Here is a 17,508-nt window from a genome sequence, read left to right as displayed (position 1 = left end):
GGGCACACCCCCGCTCAGGTCAGGCCCCCGGAGCTCCGTGCCCCTCAGCCGAACGCGGCTTCCAGTTGCCACACCGGCTTCGTCACGACGATGGTTTCCAGGAACAGCATGCTATCGAAGCGGTCAGGCGGAACAGACGACTCGTCCACCGACCTCACCGCGGCCCTTCACTTCGCCGCCTCTTCAACACGGTGTGCGGCAGGCCCCCTGAACAGCCTTCAGACACACACCGCAACGGCGTCCCCTCTTGCGCGATTTTTTGGATTCGGTATAGTGCGGCAGCACCAAAAAACACGGGACCTGCGCTCACAGGGCGCAGCAGGGGGAATCATGCGTAAATTCCACGGCATCCTCGCCATCGGTCTTGGCCTCAGCCTCGCCGCGTGCAGTAACACCAATGCGCCGACCGCCGCAACCGTCACCTCCCGAAGCGTGACGGCGCAGGCCACTTCGGGCACGAAAGCCTACCTCGTCGGCTTCAAGAGCGGCGTGGGCGTCAACAGCGCCAGCATCACGAAGGCGGGCGGACAGCTCAAGAAGAGCTGGAAGAACCTCTCCGCCGCCCTCGTGACCCTCACGCCCGAGGGCGTCGCCGCCCTGCAGGGCGACCCGAGCGTGGAGTACGTGGAAGCCGACGTCACCCGCCACGTCGAGGGCGGCCCGTCCGGCGTCACCGACGACCCCACCACTCCCAGCACGGACAGCGGTCGCCCCGGCCTGAACCCCGGCAGCAACACCTCCACCCTCTGGGTGCCGCAAGGTGAAGCGACGTACGGGACGGTCGCCCTGAAGAGTCCCGCCCTGAACGCCGCTGGCAGGGACGGCTCGGGCGTCGCGGTGTGCGTGGCCGACACGGGCATTGACGCGGGCCATCCCGAGTTCGCGGGGAAACTCAAGGGCTACGCGAACTTCATGGGGGATGACCACCCCACCCCCTGGGACGGGAACGAGCACGGCACGCATGTGAGCGGCACGATCTTCGCGCAGCTCGGTCACGGCAGCACAGAACTCATGACCGGCATGGACGCGGGTGGCGTCGTCGGCGTGGCACCCGGCGTGAACCTGTACATGGCGCGCGTGCTGGGTGACGACGGCTCGGGCAGCAGCAGCGGCGTGGTGGACGGCGTGAACTGGTGCGTCGGGCAGCTCAGGAGCCAGGGCGGCACCGAGGACCACGTGATCGTCTCCCTGTCACTCGGCTCTGAAGAGGGCAGCAAGACCGAGCAGCGCGCGTTCGCCAAGGCGTACGAGGCAGGCGCCCTGGTTGTCGCGGCGGCGGGCAACACCGGCCTGAACGAACCCCATTACCCCGCGTCGTACCCGACCGTCATGGCAGTCGGGTCGATCAATGACAAAGGCAACCTGTCGAGCTTCTCCACGTTCGGTAAGCAGGTCGAGCTGGTCGCGCCGGGTGAGAACGTGCTGTCCACCGTGCCGCGCGGCATGGGCTCCGGCGCCGACGCCAGTGCGGGCGGCGTGAGTGCTTACAGCAGCGTGCTCGCCAGCAACCCCACGACCCTGGGGGACGTCACCGCCCAGATCGCGGCGGCAGGCGGGGACGGTAAGCTGTGCAGCACCGACCCGAACCTTGCTGGGAAGATCGCGCTGATCTCGCGCGGTACGTGCAGCTTCGCCGTGAAGGTCAGCAATGCTGCGAAGAGCGGCGCGGTCGCCGCGATCGTGTACAACAACACGAGCGGCACCATCATCATGAGCGTCGCGCAGCAGCAGGCCATCCCTTCGGTGAGCATCACGCAGCAGGACGGCCAGAACACGCTCGCGGCCCTCGCGAACGGACCTGTGACGGGGCACGTGAAGATCTATCACTCGGACTACGCGTACCTGAACGGCACCAGCATGGCGACGCCGCACGTGTCGGCCGCAGCGGCGCTGGTGTGGGCGCGTAAGCCGAACCTGACCAACGACCAGTTGCGCGCCCTGCTCGACAACACTGCGACGGACCTCGGCGCGAACGGGCGGGACATCTACTTCGGGCATGGCCTGGTGAACCCCAGCAAGGCCCTGAACGGCAACTGAACCAGCATCCACCCACGAGGCCGTCCCGCAGGGACGGCCTCGTTCACATGCCCCACCTCAACGTGGCTCCCCCGCTTCTGATCCGAGTGTCAGCGAGAAGGTGAGGGCAGACTGGATGCCCCTGCTCGCTATGCCAGGCGAGGTTGTGCAGAGATAGTCCCTCGAATTTGGCCTGACGCTCCAATGAGTGACACACAGGCAACGCGGCCACGATGGAAAGTTCTGGCCAGGTTGACGACGAGCAGACCAACATTTCCGGCGGGCAATCCAACGTTCCGATGACCCGCCGTGCCACCCCAGACCTGCACGGCCCCTGAGGTGGCTTCGTCGGAATGAGGTGGATAGGGGTGAGGTGGCGGAGGTTTGAGAATCGGGCGTGGAGGGCGAGAAGTTCCTGAGTTCGGCGGCGGCGTTTGAAGCCCTGTTGCCTGCTGTCTGTGCAGGCCCAACGATGGGAAGGGGCAGGAACTCGTTCGACATGCCGGCCCGGTCAGGCACGCCCCTTCATTTCCGACGCTACCGCGCTGCCTGTCCCCGGCCCGTGACCGCCAGCACACCCTCGTCCCGCATCGCCCGCAGCACGAGGCGAATAAGGACTCTCCTGAGCCTGCCCCATGGCGTGGTCCGGCACAGACCCCTCACCGAAGGCCGGCTGGCCCCGTCAAACGGCAGGCAAATTCTTGCGGCGCCAAGTTGTCCAACGAGCCGTGGAGCCGGACCCGGTTGTCATCTCGCCGACCCGGGCAGCCGCCGCACAGCTACGCTCCTCGTCGGGTAGCAGTAGGCGAGGTTCCAGGCGGGGGCGGTGATCCTTGACCACCTCGGTGAGTTCGAGTTTTAGGTTGTGCGGTCTGGTCTGATCCTTCATTACAAATCGTCCTCGCTCAGGCCCGCCACACGCATGAAGTGCCGTTGCAAACCAATTTTTAAGGGCGTGTTGCCGTGAATGGGCACCGACAGGCGCGTACTTTCGCCAGGCTTGCCGTAAATGTCGTGGCTTCCGTTAACGCGAAGCAGGTGCCAACCGCGCCGCTCCAGCAGAGCCGCGAACGCTTTTCCGGAAAGCTGCTTCATGACGGGCGGCAAGACGAACGCTTTAAATGGCAATCTCCATCACGCGGGCACCGGGTTCGCTCGTCTGAGCGTCCACCGAAAGGCAACCTTCGATGGCCTCGCGCATGTTGGCGAGCACCTCTTCTAGTGTTTCACCCTGGGAAGCGCAGCCGGGCAGGGCGGGCACCTCGGCCCAGTAGCCGCCCTCCTCGGCGTCGTGAACGATAATCTTGAGTTTCATGCCCGTAGTGTACTGGCCTGTTCCGGGCGCGGCCTCCGCTCCTGCGTCACGCGCGCGGCTCCGAAATGATCTTCAGGTTGGGAACACCGGCGTAGTTGGCGGCGTTGTGAGTGACGATGTCACACATGTGCGCGTCCAGATTAATCAGGGGTGCCGACTGAGCTGGGCCGTGCCAGGGGAATGACGAAGGGGAAAGGGGGTAAAGACACAGGGGCGTTATTATCCCCCTTTCCAGCCATGTTCCCGCTTTTCTTCGGTTCTTACCGCCTGGCGTCCTCATGGCTCTCGTTGCAGGGCCGCCAGAAGTCGTTGCAGTTGCGCAATCAGCTCGTCCGGGGACGGGCTCCCGGGTTCCTTCACGGGCCCGGAGAGCAACTGATCCAGCGGAAGGGCCGCCTCCCGGCGCTGGTCGTCGTACAGGTGGGTGTAGACGCGGAGCGTGAACGCGACATCCGCATGTCCCAGGCGGTCACTCACCAGCTTGGCACTGACCCCCCGCCGCACCATCAGGCTGGCCGCCGTGTGCCGCAGGTCGTGGAAGCGCAGCCGGGGCACCCCGGCCTGCCGCATCAGCATTCGGAACACCCGTGAGACGTTCGACGGGTCGAGGTTGGCCCCACCTGCCCGCGTGAACAGCGGTGCCTCCGGGCCCAAGCGACCGTGCCAGGCCCGCTGCTCCCGCTCGTGTCGCCCCAGGATCTCCAGCAGGTCCGGCGCGAGCATCAGCGTGCGCCGACTTGCGCGCGTCTTGGGCTCGCCCAGCACCCACTCGCCCGTGCTCCCCCGGATGAGGCCCACCCGGACCGCCAACTCCCCCCGCTCCATGTTGAGATCCTCCCAGCGGGCGCCGAGCAACTCACCCTTGCGCATTCCGGTGCTCAGTGCCAGCGCGAACAGCGGGTAGAGCCGGTGGGTTTCGGCCACCGTCAGGAAGTCACGCGCCTGCTGAGGCGTCCACACCTTCAGCTCCATCGTCGGTGTGCGCAGCCGCCGCACCTGCTCCGCGACGTTCCGCTCCAAAACGCCCCAGCGCACCCCCTGCCGGAGCGCCATTCGCAGCGTGTGCAGGGACGAAGCGGCCGTCTTCAGGGAGCGTCCCCCGGCCAGGAGGGCGCTGACCGCATCCTCGACGTGCAGGGCGGTGAGGTCGGCGAGGGGAACGTGTCCAAGGTGGGGTGCGATGTGGCACAGGGTGTGGGTGTACGAGCGCAGGGTCGTGGGCCGCACCTCCCGCGCCTTGAAGGCCAACCAGCGGTGCAGGAAGGCCAGGACGCTCGCCTCGTCTGTCGCTGGAGGGAGAGCGGTGACCTCCAGCTTGCGACGGGAAGCCCGGGCCGCCTTCGGCAACGTGGCGATCAACGCCCGGAGGGCCGTGACCGCCGCCGCCCTGGTCTTGCGGGTCACCGACTTCCGGCGCTGCTTGCCCGTCTCGGGGTCCTGGTAGCTCGCCAGACCCCGCCACGCCGTGATCTTGCCACCCGACCGCACTGGATGCACGCATCCCGCACCGACCCGCCTCCGCAACCGTTTCTTCACGTCCCTAGCTGGGCATTCGAGGATGTGCTCCTGGCGTGTGCGAGGTGTGCCACGACCTAGGACGGAACGTTCCCCGGTGTCCCCGATAGCCATTCCTCGATGCCGAAAGCCGTTCTCCTGTCCGTACAGCGCAGGCTGGTGTCGGCGGACCCCCCGACTCGAACAGGAAGGCAAGGGGCATCGCCGGGGGCGAGCGGACATCTCTAGTAAAGCCTCGACAATCTAACAGGAACTGTTAGATTGTCAGAGTGTTCGAGCGACATCTTTTGGAAGAGGTTCGGGACGCCATGAGCGACACGCCCGTCATCCTGATCGTGGGGGCGCGGCAAGTCGGCAAGAGTACGCTCGCGGCGCGGCTCGCTCCCCAGGCGGCGCACTTCACGCTGGACGACTTGAGCGTGCTGGACGCCGCCCGGCGCGATCCGGTGGGCTTCGTGCGGGATCTGCCCTCACCCGCCCTGCTCGACGAGATTCAGCGGGCGCCCGAACTCCTGCTGCCCATCAAGGCCAGCGTGGACCGTGACCGTCAGCCCGGGAGATTCGTGCTCACCGGGAGCGCCAACGTGCTGACCCTGCCCCGGGTGGCCGACTCGCTGGCCGGGCGGGTCAGCCTTCAACACCTGTGGCCCCTGTCCCAGGGCGAACAGGAAGGCGTGCGCGAGGACTTTCCCGCCGCCCTGTTCGCGGAGTCGCTGCCGGGCACACTCCCTGCGGGCGGCAGACCGGACGACCTCAGCGCCCGCCTCCTGCGCGGCGGCTATCCCGAGGCCGTCGCCCGTGGCAGCGAACGTCGGCGCGCCGCGTGGTTTGGCGACTACCTCACCACCCTGATCGAGCGCGACGTGCGCGACCTCAGCCGGATCGCGGGCGTGACGGAACTGCCCCGGCTCCTCACGCTCCTCGCCGCGCGGGCCGGGAACCTGCTCAACGCCAGCGACCTGGGGCGTGACGCGGCCCTGAACAACGTCACCCTCACGCGCTACCTGGAGTTGCTGCGCGCCCTGTACCTGGTGGACACCCTGCCCGCGTGGTCGAGCAACGTCGGCAAGCGCCTGATCAAGGCACCCAAGGTGTACCTGCCCGACACGGGGCTGGCGGCCCACCTGCTGGGGGTGGGCGAGGCGCGCTTCTCGCAGGACCGGGGCAGCCTGGGCGCGCTGCTGGAGAACTTCGTGGTCGGCGAGTTGCAGCGCCAGCTCAGCTGGAGCGCGGTGAGCGCGAGGCTCTACCACTACCGCACGGCGGGCGGCGCGGAGGTGGACGCAGTGCTGGAGGCGCGCGATGGGAGGGTGGTGGGCGTGGAGGTCAAGGCGGCCGCCACCGTGACGGGCAGGGACTTCGGCGGCCTGCGTGCCCTGAGCGAGGACGCCGCCCACTTCCACCGGGGAGTGGTGCTCTACACCGGAGAGCGCGTGCTGCCCTTCGGCGAACGGCTGCACGCCGTTCCCCTCGGGGCATTGTGGACCTGGCAGGACGCAGCCCGGGGGTCCGGCGCCGACAGGAGGTGAAGTCCACCGACGTCGCAGCCCTCTCGCGGCGGTCGGAGCGAGCGGGCCGTGACCTGGGGCAGCCTGCGTGCGGGTGGTCGTGCATCCCGGCGTCCCCCCACCTGGCTGATCCCCAATCGGCGCCTCCCTCGTCTTGCGGGTCTCGGACTTCCCGGCGCTGCTTGCCCATTTCGGGGTCCTGGTAGCTCGCCAGCCCCCGCCAGGCTGTGATCTTGCCTCCCGAACGAACTGGGTGCACACACCCCGCGCCGACCCGCCTGCGCAACCGTTTCCTCACCCTCCTGGCTGGGCATCCCCGAGTGTGCGTCGGGCGTGCGAGGGGTGTGCAAGCTGGTGCATCGGCCAGATCCGTCGGCCGCGCCCGCCCGGGCGACCTTGCCGCGGGTCGACGGAAGGAACCTCCTTCGTGAGCGAGGCTCATTCTGACCTAGCATGCCCCCATGCAGATGCGCGTCTTGGGTCACTCCGGCCTTCGGGTCTCCGCCGTCGGTCTCGGGTGCAACAACTTCGGCGGGCGCCTCGACCAGGCCGCCACCGATGCTGTCGTCCGGCGGGCGCTCGACCGGGGCATCACCCTCTTCGACACCGCCGACGTCTACGGCAACCGGGGAGGATCGGAAACCATGCTGGGCCGGGCGCTGGGATCAGAACGGGCGAACATCGTCCTCGCCAGCAAGTTCGGCCTGCCCATGGACGACAGCGGCGAGCTTCAGGGCGCCCGGCCCGCCTACGTCCGTCAGGCGCTGGAAGCCAGCCTGCGCCGCCTGGGCACCGACCACCTCGACCTGTACCAGCTCCACCGCCCCGACCCCGATACCCCCATTGAGGACACGCTGGGCGCCCTGGATGAACTGGTCCGCGAGGGCCTGGTGGGTCACGTCGGCGTGTCCAACATGGATGCCCCGGGCGTGCGGGCGGCGGACGAGGCGGCCAGGCGGCTGGGGCTGTCCCGCTTCACCTCCTGCCAGGACGAGTACAGCCTGCTGGTGCGGGACATCGAGGGGGAGCTGATCCCCACGATGCGCGAGCTGGGGCTGGGCCTGCTGCCGTACTTCCCGCTGGCGAGCGGCCTGTTGAGCGGGAAGTACCGGGCCGGACAGCCCTTACCAGAGGGCGCGCGGATCACCGGGTCGGAGAACGCGCAGAACCGCTACCTGACGGAACGCAACTGGCGGGTGGTGGAGGAGTTGCGCCAGTTCGCCGAGGCGAGGGGGCACACCCTGCTGGACCTGGCGTTGAGTTGGCTGCTGGCGAGCGACGTGACGGGCAGCGTGATCGCCGGGGCCACGCGGCCCGAGCAGATCGACCAGAACGTTGCGGCGGCCGAGTGGACGCTCACCCCGGAGGACCTCGCGGAGGTGGACCGCCTCACTTCGGCCTGACCCTGCGCCGGGACAGGTGGGAAGCTCGCGGATCTGCTGGACCGCCCCCTCCGGAGCCGCTGCGTCGACCAGCCGGGAAAACTCACGCCGGAGCGGTTCATCACCGATCTCGATGCGGCACAACCCAACCACGTCGGGGAGCGCCTCGTGTGCCAGGACGGGGAAGTGCTCTACCTTCAGACGTTCCAGCTCCCGGCCGCCCAGGTCCGCCGTGCCCACCTGCCCAGCCAGCTCGCCGCGCACGAGTGGCACCTGGGGGACACGGCGACGGCCCTCAGGACGACCGTGAGGGATCTCGTGCTGCACATCGAGAAGGCGGGCTTCGGGTAGCTGCTCCGGGCGGCCATCCGGGAAGAGGCGGCACGCGAGGAGCGCAGGTTGAAGGGCCGTTGACCGCTACAGGCTGCGGCAGAAGGTGCGCGGACCCGAACGACGCGGCCTCTTTGACGGCACAGGGTCCGCCGCGGCAACACCCGCCGACCAACAATGACCGGGCAGAACTCCCGGTCTGCCCCGGCCACGCCCGGGGACCCGGGGTTCCGCCCGGTCTGGTCAGCCTCGCCGCAGCGAAGTCACGACTCCAGTTGACATTGATGCACCCTCGTTAGCCACCTGCGAGGATTCGCCGAGCGGTCTGGCTGGCGAGGCGGCCATCGTAGGTCCCGCCGTGCCGCTCCTTGAGCCACTTCATCACGGCGCCGAGATCGGTGGCGCCACCCCCCACCGCCTCCCGGACCGACGCCTCTAGCGCCTCGGGCGAGAGCTGCCGGGCAAGCCGCTCGGCGTCCACACGCGCCTGCTCCTGCCTGACCTCCGTGTCCAGGGCCTGCAGGACGGCCAACTCCACGTCCACCCGGGCCGTGTCGCGGCCCAGGCCCGCCAACTGGGCGCGCTCCCTGAGCATCGCCGTGAGCTGGTCGGCCAGCACACCTGTCACCAGGGCGCCCTGGTCGGTTCCGGGCCTGTTCTTCACCTGGGTCTCGGTATCGCCGATGACGCGACCGAGCACGGCGGCCTGAGGGGCGTTCCTCTCCTTGCGGGCGATGAGGTGTCGGGCCTTGAGGGTCGTGAGGTTCATAGACGTCCTCCTGAACCTCCGTTCTCGGTACGGAGGGAACCGTGGTGTGCTGGAGCCGAACCGGCAGTCTCCACAGGTCGTGGGTCAGGCTCTTTTCCATCAAGCGGCCCACCTGTGCAGGGGGGGCAGGGAGGATTCACTCCCCCGTGCGCCTTCGCTGCTCGGCCAGCTCCCCACGGGATGATCGCTGGGCCTCGAACCCATGATCTCCGCGTCCACAACGCGGCGCCCTGCCGTTGAACGACGACCACCATCAACACCTCGGCTTGCCGATGCACAAGCTGAGGGTCTGCTGGCACTGCCGTTCCCCAGTTCGCCGACTCGCGGGAGGACCGCCGAACAGAGAACCGGTATGGTCGCTTGAGGTCCGGGCGGAGGTGCACCAGCTCGGGCACCCGTCGTTCGGGGTGGTGAGAGCGGTTCGTCACAGCGTCACCTCTATGAAGAGTACCCAGGGTGCAAGGGAGTGCCATCGGGAAAACGGCGTAGCGCACAGGTAAGCCATTCCCTTGGACAATCAGGGGAACGGGCCACCACATCCCTGATGGGGGATGGGGCGCGCTCAGGTGGGCGTTGCGTCGCCGAGCCAGCGTTCGGCTGTCGCCAGCACGTCCTTGGGATTCAAGACGCCCTTGAACCACACCAGCCGCTCATCGAAGTCGCTGGGGTCCACGCCCGCGCGTTCCAGGTTCAGTCGCTCGGACACACACACGATCACGTCCTGTCGCCCGGACTTGCGGAGGAGCTCGAACTTCTTGCGCAGGTACTCCGGGCGCCAGTAGCCCACGATCTCCATCAGGACGCTTCGGCCGCTCGGGTGCACCAGCCGGAAGTCCGGCACGATCACGCCCCCGGGCACCGGCACGAGGTCCACCTCCCGCTCCAGGGTCCAGGGGGTGTCGAGCCTGGCGAAACGGTCGGAGAACCCGGACTCCAGGGCGGAGTCATGTTCCTCCGGCGGCTTGTAGTGGCTGACGTACCCGTCCTCGCTCGTCAGCTCGAACAGCCACTCGGACTCGCTATTGTCCACCCAGTCCAGGTCCGTCCTCGGCTTCAGGGTCGCGGTCAGGTCCCACTTCGTGACGTGGAGCAGGGCGGGGAGAAACTTCGCCATCGCCAGGCCGTAGCGGGTCGTGCCCCCGAACAGGGACGTGGGCCCGTCCATTGTCAGGGTGAAGCCGTAGTCCGCGTCCCCCTCGACGGTGACCATCAGGCCGAAGAGCTTCGTGTACTTGAGCAGTTGCTTGTACCGCGCGGGCTCGTTGCGCCGGGCGGTGATGACGAGGCTGTAGGCGCGGTAGAGCATCCCCTGGGCCTGGGCGAGATTGAAGCGTTCGACAAGTTCCCGGGGCTCCGGCGGGTCGAAGGCGACCAGCCGCTGCTGGTCGGGCAGGTCCGCGTACAGGAGGTCGGCCATGTCCTCGGCGGAAAGGTGGCGCTCCTGGGAGAGGGCCGCGGCCGCCTGCTCCAGGACCAGGGTCCGGCGGTGGCGAGAGGGCGGGTGGGCCTGTACCAGCTCGAACACCTTGCCCCGCACGACGCCCGGCTCCACGTCCCCACCCGTCTCGAAGGTCGCCGCCCCGGTCGTGAGGAGCTGGGCCAGACCCCGGATCACCTTGAAGTCGGCGCGCCCGGCCTCCAGGGTCTTGAGATCGTCGTCGAGGTCGGCCCGCCGCCGCCCCAGATTCGCCTCGAAGGTGGCGATGAGCTGCCCGGCGAGCCCCAGGTTGTTGCTGTGGGGCTTGAGCCGCCGGGGCTCGACCAGGCCCGCCTTGACCCGGAAGAGCAGCAACTCAGTCGGGAGCATTCAGGTCCTCGGGGTTGAACTCACTCCTCGCCTGCCACTGCCCCCGGCGCTGGCGGCTGACCCGCTCCTCGCTGGTCCCCTCGGTGATGACCTCGTACAGAACGGCGCTCTTCCCCTCGGCCTTTCTCAGGATGCGCCCGAGGCGCTGGATGTGTTCGCGTTCGGTCGCCGTGCCCGAGAGCACGACGGCGACGGCGGCCTCTGGCACATCCACCCCCTCGTTCAGCACCCGGCTGGTGACGAGGATCCGGTACCCCCCCCTCCTGAACTTCTCCAGCAGGGCGTGCCGCTCCTTCACCGGGGTCTGATGGGTGATGGCGGGAATCAGGAAGTCGCGGCTGATGCGGTACACGGCGGCGTTGTCGTCCGTGAAGATCAGGGTCCGGTCCGAGGGGTGGTTCGCCAGCACCTCCTCCAGGACGCGCAGCTTGCCCTCGGTGCCGTAGGCCAGACTTCTCGCCTCCCGGTGGGCCAGCATGGCCGCCCGGCCCTGGGGCGTCCCGCTGCTCATCACGAACTGCTTCCACCCGTCGATGGATCCCAGTTGGATGTTGTTCCTGCGCAGGAAGTCGTTGCGAGTCCGGATCAGGTCGTCGTAGTGCCGCTGCTCGGCGGGGCTCAGCCGCACCCGGATCACCACCTCGCGGTAGTCCGCCAGGGTGTCGCCCGCCAGGTCATCGGGGGCGCAGTGGTACACCACCCTTCCGATCAGGTCCTCGAGGTGCAACTCCCGCCCGTCGCTGCGTCTGGGCGTCGCGGTGAGCCCGAGACGGTAGGGGGCCAGCCCCAGTTCGGCGACCGCGCGGTGAAAGTCGCTGGGCAGGTGGTGGGCCTCGTCGAAGACCTGGAGCGCGTATCTGCCCGCCAGTTGCTCCGCGTGGATCGCCGCGGAGTCGTAGGTGCTGATCAGGACCGGGGTCTCATCCCTGCTGCCACCTCCGAGGAGGCCGACGTCGGCATCCGGGAAGGCGGCGAGGAGGCCCGAGTACCACTGGTGCATCAGGTCGAGGGTGGGAACACAGACCAGGGTGCTCCTCGGCGTGTCCCGCATGGCGAGCTGGGCGACGAAGGTCTTCCCGGCCCCCGTGGGCAGGACGACGACGCCCCGGCGCCCAGCCTGCTTCCAGGCGTGCAGGGCGAGCTGCTGATGGCGGTAGGGGGTCAGCTCCCGGGCGAAGCCCAATTCGAGCCTCCGAAACGCCGCGGCCTCGTCCCGCACGGGGATGGCGGCCGCCCGCAGCCCCTCCATCACGTCCCGGTAGGCCTTCCCTGGGGCGCGCCACGACTGGCTCCGCGCGTCCCAGGTGAAGTGAGCGGCCACAGGGGTTGGCACCTCGTACATCACGAGGGTCCCACGATCGAGCTTCAGGGTGGGGGCCATCTGAGGGCATGCTAGCGGGGCGACCCCCAGGCTGTCCTGTCCCACTTGACGGTTCAGCAGCGAACAGGGCTTCCGGCGCACCCTCCTCGTCCATTTGGCCCTGTCGGTCTGGCCCGGAAGTGCCTACCCTGGGTGGCGGAGTCCTGCCATGTCCAGCCGCGTCAAGTACCCCCGCACCCCCCACCTGCCCTGGTCGCCCGGTGCGAGCGACGACGACACCCGCATGGCCGACGTCCAGGCCTTCGAGGGCCACGAGGTGGTCGTCAGCGAGAAGCTCGACGGCGAGAACACGACGCTCTACCGCGACGGCCTACACGCCCGGTCCCTGGATCCCCGCCCTCACCCTTCACGGGACTGGGTCAAGGGGCTGCAGGGCCGCATCGGGTACCTGCTGCCCGGAGGTTGGCGGGCCTGCGGGGAGAACCTGTACGCCCGGCACTCGCTCGCCTACGAGAACCTGGCGTCGTACTTCTACCTGTTCAGCATCTGGGACGACACCAACACCTGTCTGAGCTGGGACGAGACGCTGTTGTGGGCCGAGGAACTCGGTGTGCCGACGCCAGAGGAACTGTACCGGGGGCCCTGGGATGAACGGCTCGTGCGTGGGCTCGAGGTGGACGAGCAGCGCATGGAAGGGTACGTCGTCCGGACAACCGTGGCCTTCCCCTTCGCGGCCTTCTCGTCCCACGTGGCGAAATGGGTGCGGATGAATCACGTTCAGACGGATGAGCACTGGCTGCACCGGGCCGTTGTGCCGAACACGCTGGAGGAGCGGGGATGAGGCCTTTCCTGCTGGACCTGCAAGCGGGAGGTCGGCCGGATTTTCCGGCCCTCGTCGAGGCCCTCGGCGACGTCCTCCCCCTGCTCGCGGACCTGGCCCGCACGCCTCAGGACCCCGAGTGGCACGGGGAGGGCGACGTGGCCACCCACACCCACCTGGTCCTCGCCGAGGCCTACGACCTGGCAGAGGGATTGCGGCCGGAAGACCGCCTGGTCTTTGTCCTGGCTGCCGCCCTCCACGACCTCGGCAAGGCGTTGACCACCCGCCGGGCCGAGGCCGACACGGGACAGAGGCGGACCATCTCCCCCCGGCACGCCGACCGGGGGCGCTCCTATCTGGCGTACCGCCTCCCGGAGTTGGGGCTGCCTTACCCGGTGGTTCACACCGTCATGGCGCTCGTCGGACACCATCATGATCTCGGACGCACCCTGAATATCGGGAGTGAACGAGCTTACCGTCGGCTCGCCCGCCAGGCGAACCTGCCCCTGCTGTACCTCTTGGAGGTGGCGGACATTCGGGGACGGATCGCCGCTGACCAGGGCGCGCGGCTGGAGGACCTGGAACTCTTCCGCCTGGGGGCCGAGGAGTACGGGATGTGGGGGAACCCGGAGCCGTACCGGGAGTGGCGGGAGGTCATCGACGGGACACTCGCCGCCTTTCCCCCGGAGTACCGCGATCTCGTGCGGGAGCAGGGCATCCTCGACTACGAGGCCGGGCTGATCCAGACGCCCGAGGAGGCCGTGGCCCGGGGCTACGCCGCCCGGGCGGGCTTTCCCCAGCTCGTCGTCACCTGCGGGCCGAGTGGTTCGGGGAAAAGTGCGTGGGTGGCGGGGCACCTGCCGGACTACGACGTGGTGTCGCTGGACCTGCTGCGAGAGGAGCTGGCCGGGAAGCGCGCGGACCAGAGCGTGAACGGCCGGGTGCTTCAGGAGGCCAAGGAGCGGCTGAAAGCTTCCCTGCGCGCGGGGCGGCGGGTGGTGTGGGACGCGACGAACACGCGGCGGGACTTCCGGGGGATCCCGCTGCGGCTGGGCTTCGACTACGGGGCGCTGACGACCCTGGCCGTCTTCCAGCCTCCCTTGAGCACGGTCTTCGAGCGCAATCCGGTGCGGACCCATGCCGTTCCCGCCCAGGTGGTGGCGAGTCAGGTGGAGAACGCCGAGTTCCCCTACGTGACCGAGGCCCACCGCACCGTCGTGCTCGACGAATTCCAGAGGCCCGTCGCCCGCACACCTTGACTTCGGCCGGGGGCCTCACCCGGCCGGTCGGTGGTCTCCACGGGAGGCTCTTTTCGCCAGGAAGGGCCCGGGCCCGCTCACTCGCAGGCTACGCCGTCGTCGTCGCGGTCCAGCGCCGGGCTGTACCCTGGCTGCCCCCGCCGCAGGGGCGCCGCCCCGGCCGCTCTCGCCTCAGCACAACTGCGGTACGGCGTCCCTACCCCGGCAGGGGTAGCCGGGATCGTCGCCGGACGAACAGGTGCGGGTGGAGTCGCGGTTCCGACCGCGGGCCGATTCGCCGGAATTGGCCCGCCCTTCTCCGTCGTGATCGCAAACCGTCCCCCCGGCTGCACCACCACCGTCACCGTCCCCTGCTGGTCCGTGCGGTAGACCGTCGCCCCCACCTTCCGGTAGAGGCTCAGGGCCTCCGATGTCGGGTGCCCGTAGTTGTTCGGCCCGACCCCGATGACCACGTTCTTCGGCCGCACAGCCGCGAGCCACGCGGAGTGGTCGCCGTTCTTCGCCCCGTGGTGGATGCTCTTGTACACGTCGATCGGACCGAGCAAGTTCGCGGGATATTTCTTCAACCACGCCCGGGTCTCGGGAATCTCACTGTCCCCGGTCATCAACGCCCGGAACGGGCCGTACTGCACCAGCAGGCCGACCGAGTTCAAGTTCTGCTCGTTCCGTGGCATGCCGGGAGGCGGCGCGAGGACCGTGAGCTTCACGCTCCCCAGGTTGATCGTCTGGTCCTTCGCCAGGAGGCCCTGTGTGCCCGCCTTCTGCGCGGCGGCCACCAGCTTGCTCCAGACCTGGGTGGTCGCCGCGAGGCCGTTGTTGAGGAAGAACTTGGGCCTGTAGAGGGTTACGGCCGGAACCAACCCGGTGATGTGATCCGCGTCCGCGTGGCTCGCCGCCACGAGGTCGAGGCTTTGCACCCCGTACTGCCGCAGCAGGGCCTGAAGCCTGGGCTCACTTCGGCCGCCGTCATACAGGACCGACTTGCCCTCCGGGCTGGTGATCAGGATGGCGTCCCCCTGCCCGACGTCAAGGAAGCGGATCGTCAGCACGCCGGGGTTCTGGGCCGAGGCCAGGCCGAGGGAGAGCCCCACCAGCGTGAGCAGCTGCCTCACAGGTCGAAGTCCCCGGCAGGCGCGGGACGGTTGAGGGCATCAAGTTGGGCTTGGGCCTGACCACGGCGCAACCGGGTCGCCGCGTGGTCGATCTCCAGTTCCAGGTCGCCCCCCTCGACGTGCAGGCGGACCACGTCCCCTTCCCGCACGCCGCGCGGCAGGCTCGCCAGGGGCCAGTCCTCGGTGTGGCCGTCCGCGAGTTCCACTCGGGCCTTTCCACCCTCGATGGCGTCCACGATCAGCGTCCCGGTCAGGCTCTCCGGCGGCCGCCCCTGCTCGTCCTGGGTCATGCCGCAAAGTAACGCACGAGGCGGCCGCACACGTGCCACTGTGCAGCATGAAGCGAACGCTGCTCTTCAGCGCGGCCTTCGTCCTGTTCATGCTGCTCGCACCCGCGCAGGCCCACCGCTCCGGGTGCCACCGCTGGCACTCCTGCCCGAGCGACACCGGATCGTACGTGTGCGGCGACCTGGGGTACACCAGCGGATGCCAGGCGAACGGGCGCGTCCAGCCCGCCGCCGCGCCCGTCCTGTCCGCCGCGCCTCCCGCCCCCGGCGGCGGGACCACCCGTCACACGACCACCAGCCTCAACCTGCGCGCAGGCCCCTCCGCGCAGTCGGCCAAGGTGGCGACGCTGCCCTCGGGAACCGCGGTCCGCCTGGTGTCCTGCTCGTCGGGCTGGTGCCGGGTGCAGTGGAACGGGCGGGGCGGCTACGTCTCCCAGACGCACCTCCGGTAGGCCGACCGCGCCGCCCCCCACGCGTCACAGCGGGAGCGCGTCCACCGCCACCCGCTGTGCCCATTCCGGGGCCTCCCGCAGGAATTCGGTCAGGGCCGCGTGCCAGCGGTGCAGGGCGTTCAGTCCCCGGGTCAGGTCCGGCCCGGGCACGTCCTTCCCAGGGGGAACCCCCGGCCCGCCCGACAGCAACCGGGACAGCGGCAGGGCAGCGGCCTCGCGCTGGTCGTCGTACACGTGCGTGTACACCTGCAAGGTGAAGGCTACGTTGCGGTGCCCCAGGCGGTCGGACACCACCTTGGGCGGCACGCCCTGCCGGATCAGCAGGCTGGCCGCCGTATGTCTCAGGTCGTGAAACCGGATCCGGGGGACCTCCGCCTCCTGGATCAGCGCCTCGAAGGTGCGCTGCAGGTGGCGCTGCTCCACGTGGTTGCCGGACGCGGAGGGGAAGACCGGGACGGTCTTCTCCGGGGGTTTGCCCCCCCGGTGTTCCCGCTCCCAATGGAGGTGCAGCGTGTCCAGGACATCCTGGGCGAGGACGATCCGGCGCCGGGATGCCCGGGTCTTGGGCACGCCCACCACCTCACGGCCCCGCTCGTCCTTCATCAGGCTGCGCCGCACGGTGAGGACCCGTTCCCCGAAGTCGAGGTCCTCCCAGGTCAGGGCGAGGAGTTCGCCCCGGCGCAGCCCCGTGCCCAGGGCCAGGGTGAACAGCGGCCCCAGGCGGTGCCCGTCCGCCACCTCCAGGAAGCGCCCCGCCTGCCGCGGCGTCCAGACGGTCATCTCCTCCCGCTCGACCCGGGGCTTGTCCACGTGCTCGGCCACGTTCGCGGGGAGGAGTTGCCAGCGGATCGCCTGCCTCAGGGCCATGCGCAGCAGGTGCAGGGCCTGCCCGGCGGCCCGCGGCCCGTGGGTCGGGCACAGGGCGTCGACGAGCGCCTGGATGTCCAGCACCGTCAGACTGGTGAGCTCCCTCTCTCCCAGCGGACCGTCGACCGGGCGCAACCCCGTCACGTACATCCGGTAGGTGGAGGGCCGCACGCCCCGCCGCTTGTGCTCCAGCCAGCGGCCCAGGTAGGCGCCCAGCGAGTCCGGGCCCCCGGTCACGGTCCAGGTCGCCTCCCCCGCCGTCCGGGGTCGGCGTGTTCGCGTCTTCGGAAGGGACCGGATCAGCCCTCGGAGGGCCCGCTCCGCCTGCTCACGCGTCTTCCGGCTGACCGACTTGCGACGGCGCTCCCCGGTCTCCGGATCCTGGTAACTCGCCAGGCCACGCCAGCTCGCCACTCGGCCATCCAGAATCACCGGGTGGACCGTGCCCTCTCCCTGTCGCCTTCGAATCGCCATCAGGGGAACTGTCCCAGACCAACTTGAGGTGACGTCGGCAACAGCATCGAGCCCGCGCCGACGTTTCGGCATCCAGGGCTCACCGCGCTGGTGCGGATGCCCGGAGCGGGGCTCTTCCTCGCTCGGGCGATGGTGCTGCCCAGCCCCTTCACCGCTCCTGCCTGGGGGCAACGGGCGGGATGATATCCCTCGTCGTCCGGGCACAGCCCATGGCCCCCAACCCGTCTTGCCACCCTCGCTCGGCCGCCCGTGACCCTGACCAACTTGCCGAGCC

Annotated in this window: 16 protein-coding genes and 1 tRNA gene; 7 read left to right on the top strand and 10 right to left on the bottom strand. The window is 69.0% G+C overall.

Annotated elements, in window-relative coordinates:
• Positions 1 to 330 precede the first annotated feature (330 nt).
• Positions 331 to 2,037, top strand: a complete 1,707-nt coding sequence (locus DAETH_RS13020) for a S8 family serine peptidase (RefSeq protein ID WP_319993714.1) — start codon at positions 331 to 333, stop codon at positions 2,035 to 2,037.
• Between the two features lie 867 nt (positions 2,038 to 2,904).
• Here the strand turns inward: DAETH_RS13020 and DAETH_RS13010 are convergent.
• From DAETH_RS13010 to DAETH_RS13000, 3 genes are all read right to left on the bottom strand, one after another.
• Complete coding sequence (locus tag DAETH_RS13010; protein WP_264775307.1) at positions 2,905 to 3,111, bottom strand: type II toxin-antitoxin system HicA family toxin; 207 nt, start codon at positions 3,109 to 3,111, stop codon at positions 2,905 to 2,907.
• A 22-nt stretch (positions 3,112 to 3,133) separates the two neighbouring features.
• On the bottom strand, positions 3,134 to 3,331 hold the full coding sequence (locus DAETH_RS13005) for a type II toxin-antitoxin system HicB family antitoxin (RefSeq protein ID WP_264775306.1): 198 nt from the start codon (positions 3,329 to 3,331) through the stop codon (positions 3,134 to 3,136).
• 276 nt (positions 3,332 to 3,607) lie between these two features.
• Positions 3,608 to 4,828, bottom strand: coding sequence for a tyrosine-type recombinase/integrase (locus tag DAETH_RS13000; protein ID WP_264775305.1), 1,221 nt, complete (start codon positions 4,826 to 4,828; stop codon positions 3,608 to 3,610).
• A 287-nt stretch (positions 4,829 to 5,115) separates the two neighbouring features.
• Here DAETH_RS13000 and DAETH_RS12995 point away from each other — a divergent pair, with 287 nt between their 5' ends.
• The 3 genes from DAETH_RS12995 to DAETH_RS12985 all read left to right on the top strand — a co-directional run bounded on the left by DAETH_RS12995 (position 5,116) and on the right by DAETH_RS12985 (position 8,087).
• Positions 5,116 to 6,375, top strand: coding sequence for an ATP-binding protein (locus DAETH_RS12995; protein ID WP_264775304.1), 1,260 nt, complete (start codon positions 5,116 to 5,118; stop codon positions 6,373 to 6,375).
• Positions 6,376 to 6,815: 440 nt separating this feature from the next.
• Positions 6,816 to 7,757 carry an aldo/keto reductase gene (locus DAETH_RS12990; protein WP_264775303.1) on the top strand — a complete coding sequence of 314 codons (942 nt, stop codon included), beginning with the start codon at positions 6,816 to 6,818 and terminating at the stop codon, positions 7,755 to 7,757.
• 165 nt (positions 7,758 to 7,922) lie between these two features.
• On the top strand, positions 7,923 to 8,087 hold the full coding sequence (locus tag DAETH_RS12985; RefSeq protein WP_264775302.1) for a hypothetical protein: 165 nt from the start codon (positions 7,923 to 7,925) through the stop codon (positions 8,085 to 8,087).
• A gap of 274 nt (positions 8,088 to 8,361) precedes the next feature.
• On the opposite strand, the gene DAETH_RS12980 is transcribed toward DAETH_RS12985, so the two are convergent.
• The 4 genes from DAETH_RS12980 to DAETH_RS12965 form a co-directional block, all read right to left on the bottom strand.
• Entirely contained in the window at positions 8,362 to 8,835 is a 474-nt protein-coding gene (locus DAETH_RS12980) for a GatB/YqeY domain-containing protein (protein WP_264775301.1), read from the bottom strand.
• Between the two features lie 179 nt (positions 8,836 to 9,014).
• A tRNA-His gene (locus DAETH_RS12975) sits at positions 9,015 to 9,086 on the bottom strand.
• A gap of 311 nt (positions 9,087 to 9,397) precedes the next feature.
• Positions 9,398 to 10,642 carry a DUF790 family protein gene (locus tag DAETH_RS12970; protein ID WP_264775300.1) on the bottom strand — a complete coding sequence of 415 codons (1,245 nt, stop codon included), beginning with the start codon at positions 10,640 to 10,642 and terminating at the stop codon, positions 9,398 to 9,400.
• Positions 10,629 to 12,023, bottom strand: a complete 1,395-nt coding sequence (locus DAETH_RS12965) for a DEAD/DEAH box helicase family protein (protein WP_264775299.1) — start codon at positions 12,021 to 12,023, stop codon at positions 10,629 to 10,631. The genes DAETH_RS12970 and DAETH_RS12965 overlap by 14 nt, the downstream gene beginning before the upstream one ends.
• A gap of 148 nt (positions 12,024 to 12,171) precedes the next feature.
• Between DAETH_RS12965 and DAETH_RS12960 the strand changes: the two genes are divergently transcribed.
• Together DAETH_RS12960 and DAETH_RS12955 are read left to right on the top strand one after the other, a co-directional pair.
• Entirely contained in the window at positions 12,172 to 12,804 is a 633-nt protein-coding gene (locus DAETH_RS12960; RefSeq protein ID WP_264775298.1) for an RNA ligase family protein, read from the top strand.
• On the top strand, positions 12,801 to 14,042 hold the full coding sequence (locus DAETH_RS12955; RefSeq protein WP_264775297.1) for an AAA family ATPase: 1,242 nt from the start codon (positions 12,801 to 12,803) through the stop codon (positions 14,040 to 14,042). The genes DAETH_RS12960 and DAETH_RS12955 overlap by 4 nt, the downstream gene beginning before the upstream one ends.
• Positions 14,043 to 14,119: 77 nt before the next feature.
• Here DAETH_RS12955 and DAETH_RS12950 read toward each other — a convergent pair whose 3' ends face one another.
• Positions 14,120 to 15,154 (bottom strand): excalibur calcium-binding domain-containing protein, encoded by a 1,035-nt coding sequence (locus tag DAETH_RS12950; RefSeq protein WP_264775296.1) that lies wholly within the window; start codon positions 15,152 to 15,154, stop codon positions 14,120 to 14,122.
• Complete coding sequence (locus DAETH_RS12945) at positions 15,151 to 15,444, bottom strand: DUF3006 domain-containing protein (protein WP_264775295.1); 294 nt, start codon at positions 15,442 to 15,444, stop codon at positions 15,151 to 15,153. The genes DAETH_RS12950 and DAETH_RS12945 overlap by 4 nt, the downstream gene beginning before the upstream one ends.
• Positions 15,445 to 15,491: 47 nt before the next feature.
• On the opposite strand from DAETH_RS12945, the gene DAETH_RS12940 reads away from it, so the two are divergent.
• Positions 15,492 to 15,893, top strand: coding sequence for an SH3 domain-containing protein (locus DAETH_RS12940; protein WP_264775294.1), 402 nt, complete (start codon positions 15,492 to 15,494; stop codon positions 15,891 to 15,893).
• A 24-nt stretch (positions 15,894 to 15,917) separates the two neighbouring features.
• On the opposite strand, the gene DAETH_RS12935 is transcribed toward DAETH_RS12940, so the two are convergent.
• Positions 15,918 to 17,234, bottom strand: coding sequence for a tyrosine-type recombinase/integrase (locus DAETH_RS12935; protein ID WP_264775293.1), 1,317 nt, complete (start codon positions 17,232 to 17,234; stop codon positions 15,918 to 15,920).
• Positions 17,235 to 17,508 lie beyond the last annotated feature (274 nt).

Source organism: Deinococcus aetherius, from assembly GCF_025997855.1.
GTDB lineage: Bacteria > Deinococcota > Deinococci > Deinococcales > Deinococcaceae > Deinococcus > Deinococcus aetherius.
This window is presented reverse-complemented; position numbering and strand designations above follow the sequence as displayed.

Bases quoted from the DNA above. Each gene is read 5' to 3' on its own strand.
- DAETH_RS12940 (WP_264775294.1), top strand. From the start codon at position 15,492: ATGAAGCGAACGCTGCTCTTCAGCGCGGCCTTCGTCCTGTTCATGCTG.
- DAETH_RS12960 (WP_264775298.1), top strand. From the start codon at position 12,172: ATGTCCAGCCGCGTCAAGTACCCCCGCACCCCCCACCTGCCCTGGTCG.
- DAETH_RS12955 (WP_264775297.1), top strand. From the start codon at position 12,801: ATGAGGCCTTTCCTGCTGGACCTGCAAGCGGGAGGTCGGCCGGATTTT.
- DAETH_RS12965 (WP_264775299.1), bottom strand. From the start codon at position 12,023: ATGGCCCCCACCCTGAAGCTCGATCGTGGGACCCTCGTGATGTACGAG.
- DAETH_RS13010 (WP_264775307.1), bottom strand. From the start codon at position 3,111: ATGAAGCAGCTTTCCGGAAAAGCGTTCGCGGCTCTGCTGGAGCGGCGC.
- DAETH_RS12990 (WP_264775303.1), top strand. From the start codon at position 6,816: ATGCAGATGCGCGTCTTGGGTCACTCCGGCCTTCGGGTCTCCGCCGTC.
- DAETH_RS13005 (WP_264775306.1), bottom strand. From the start codon at position 3,331: ATGAAACTCAAGATTATCGTTCACGACGCCGAGGAGGGCGGCTACTGG.
- DAETH_RS12980 (WP_264775301.1), bottom strand. From the start codon at position 8,835: ATGAACCTCACGACCCTCAAGGCCCGACACCTCATCGCCCGCAAGGAG.
- DAETH_RS12935 (WP_264775293.1), bottom strand. From the start codon at position 17,234: ATGGCGATTCGAAGGCGACAGGGAGAGGGCACGGTCCACCCGGTGATT.
- DAETH_RS13020 (WP_319993714.1), top strand. From the start codon at position 331: ATGCGTAAATTCCACGGCATCCTCGCCATCGGTCTTGGCCTCAGCCTC.
- DAETH_RS12970 (WP_264775300.1), bottom strand. From the start codon at position 10,642: ATGCTCCCGACTGAGTTGCTGCTCTTCCGGGTCAAGGCGGGCCTGGTC.
- DAETH_RS12945 (WP_264775295.1), bottom strand. From the start codon at position 15,444: ATGACCCAGGACGAGCAGGGGCGGCCGCCGGAGAGCCTGACCGGGACG.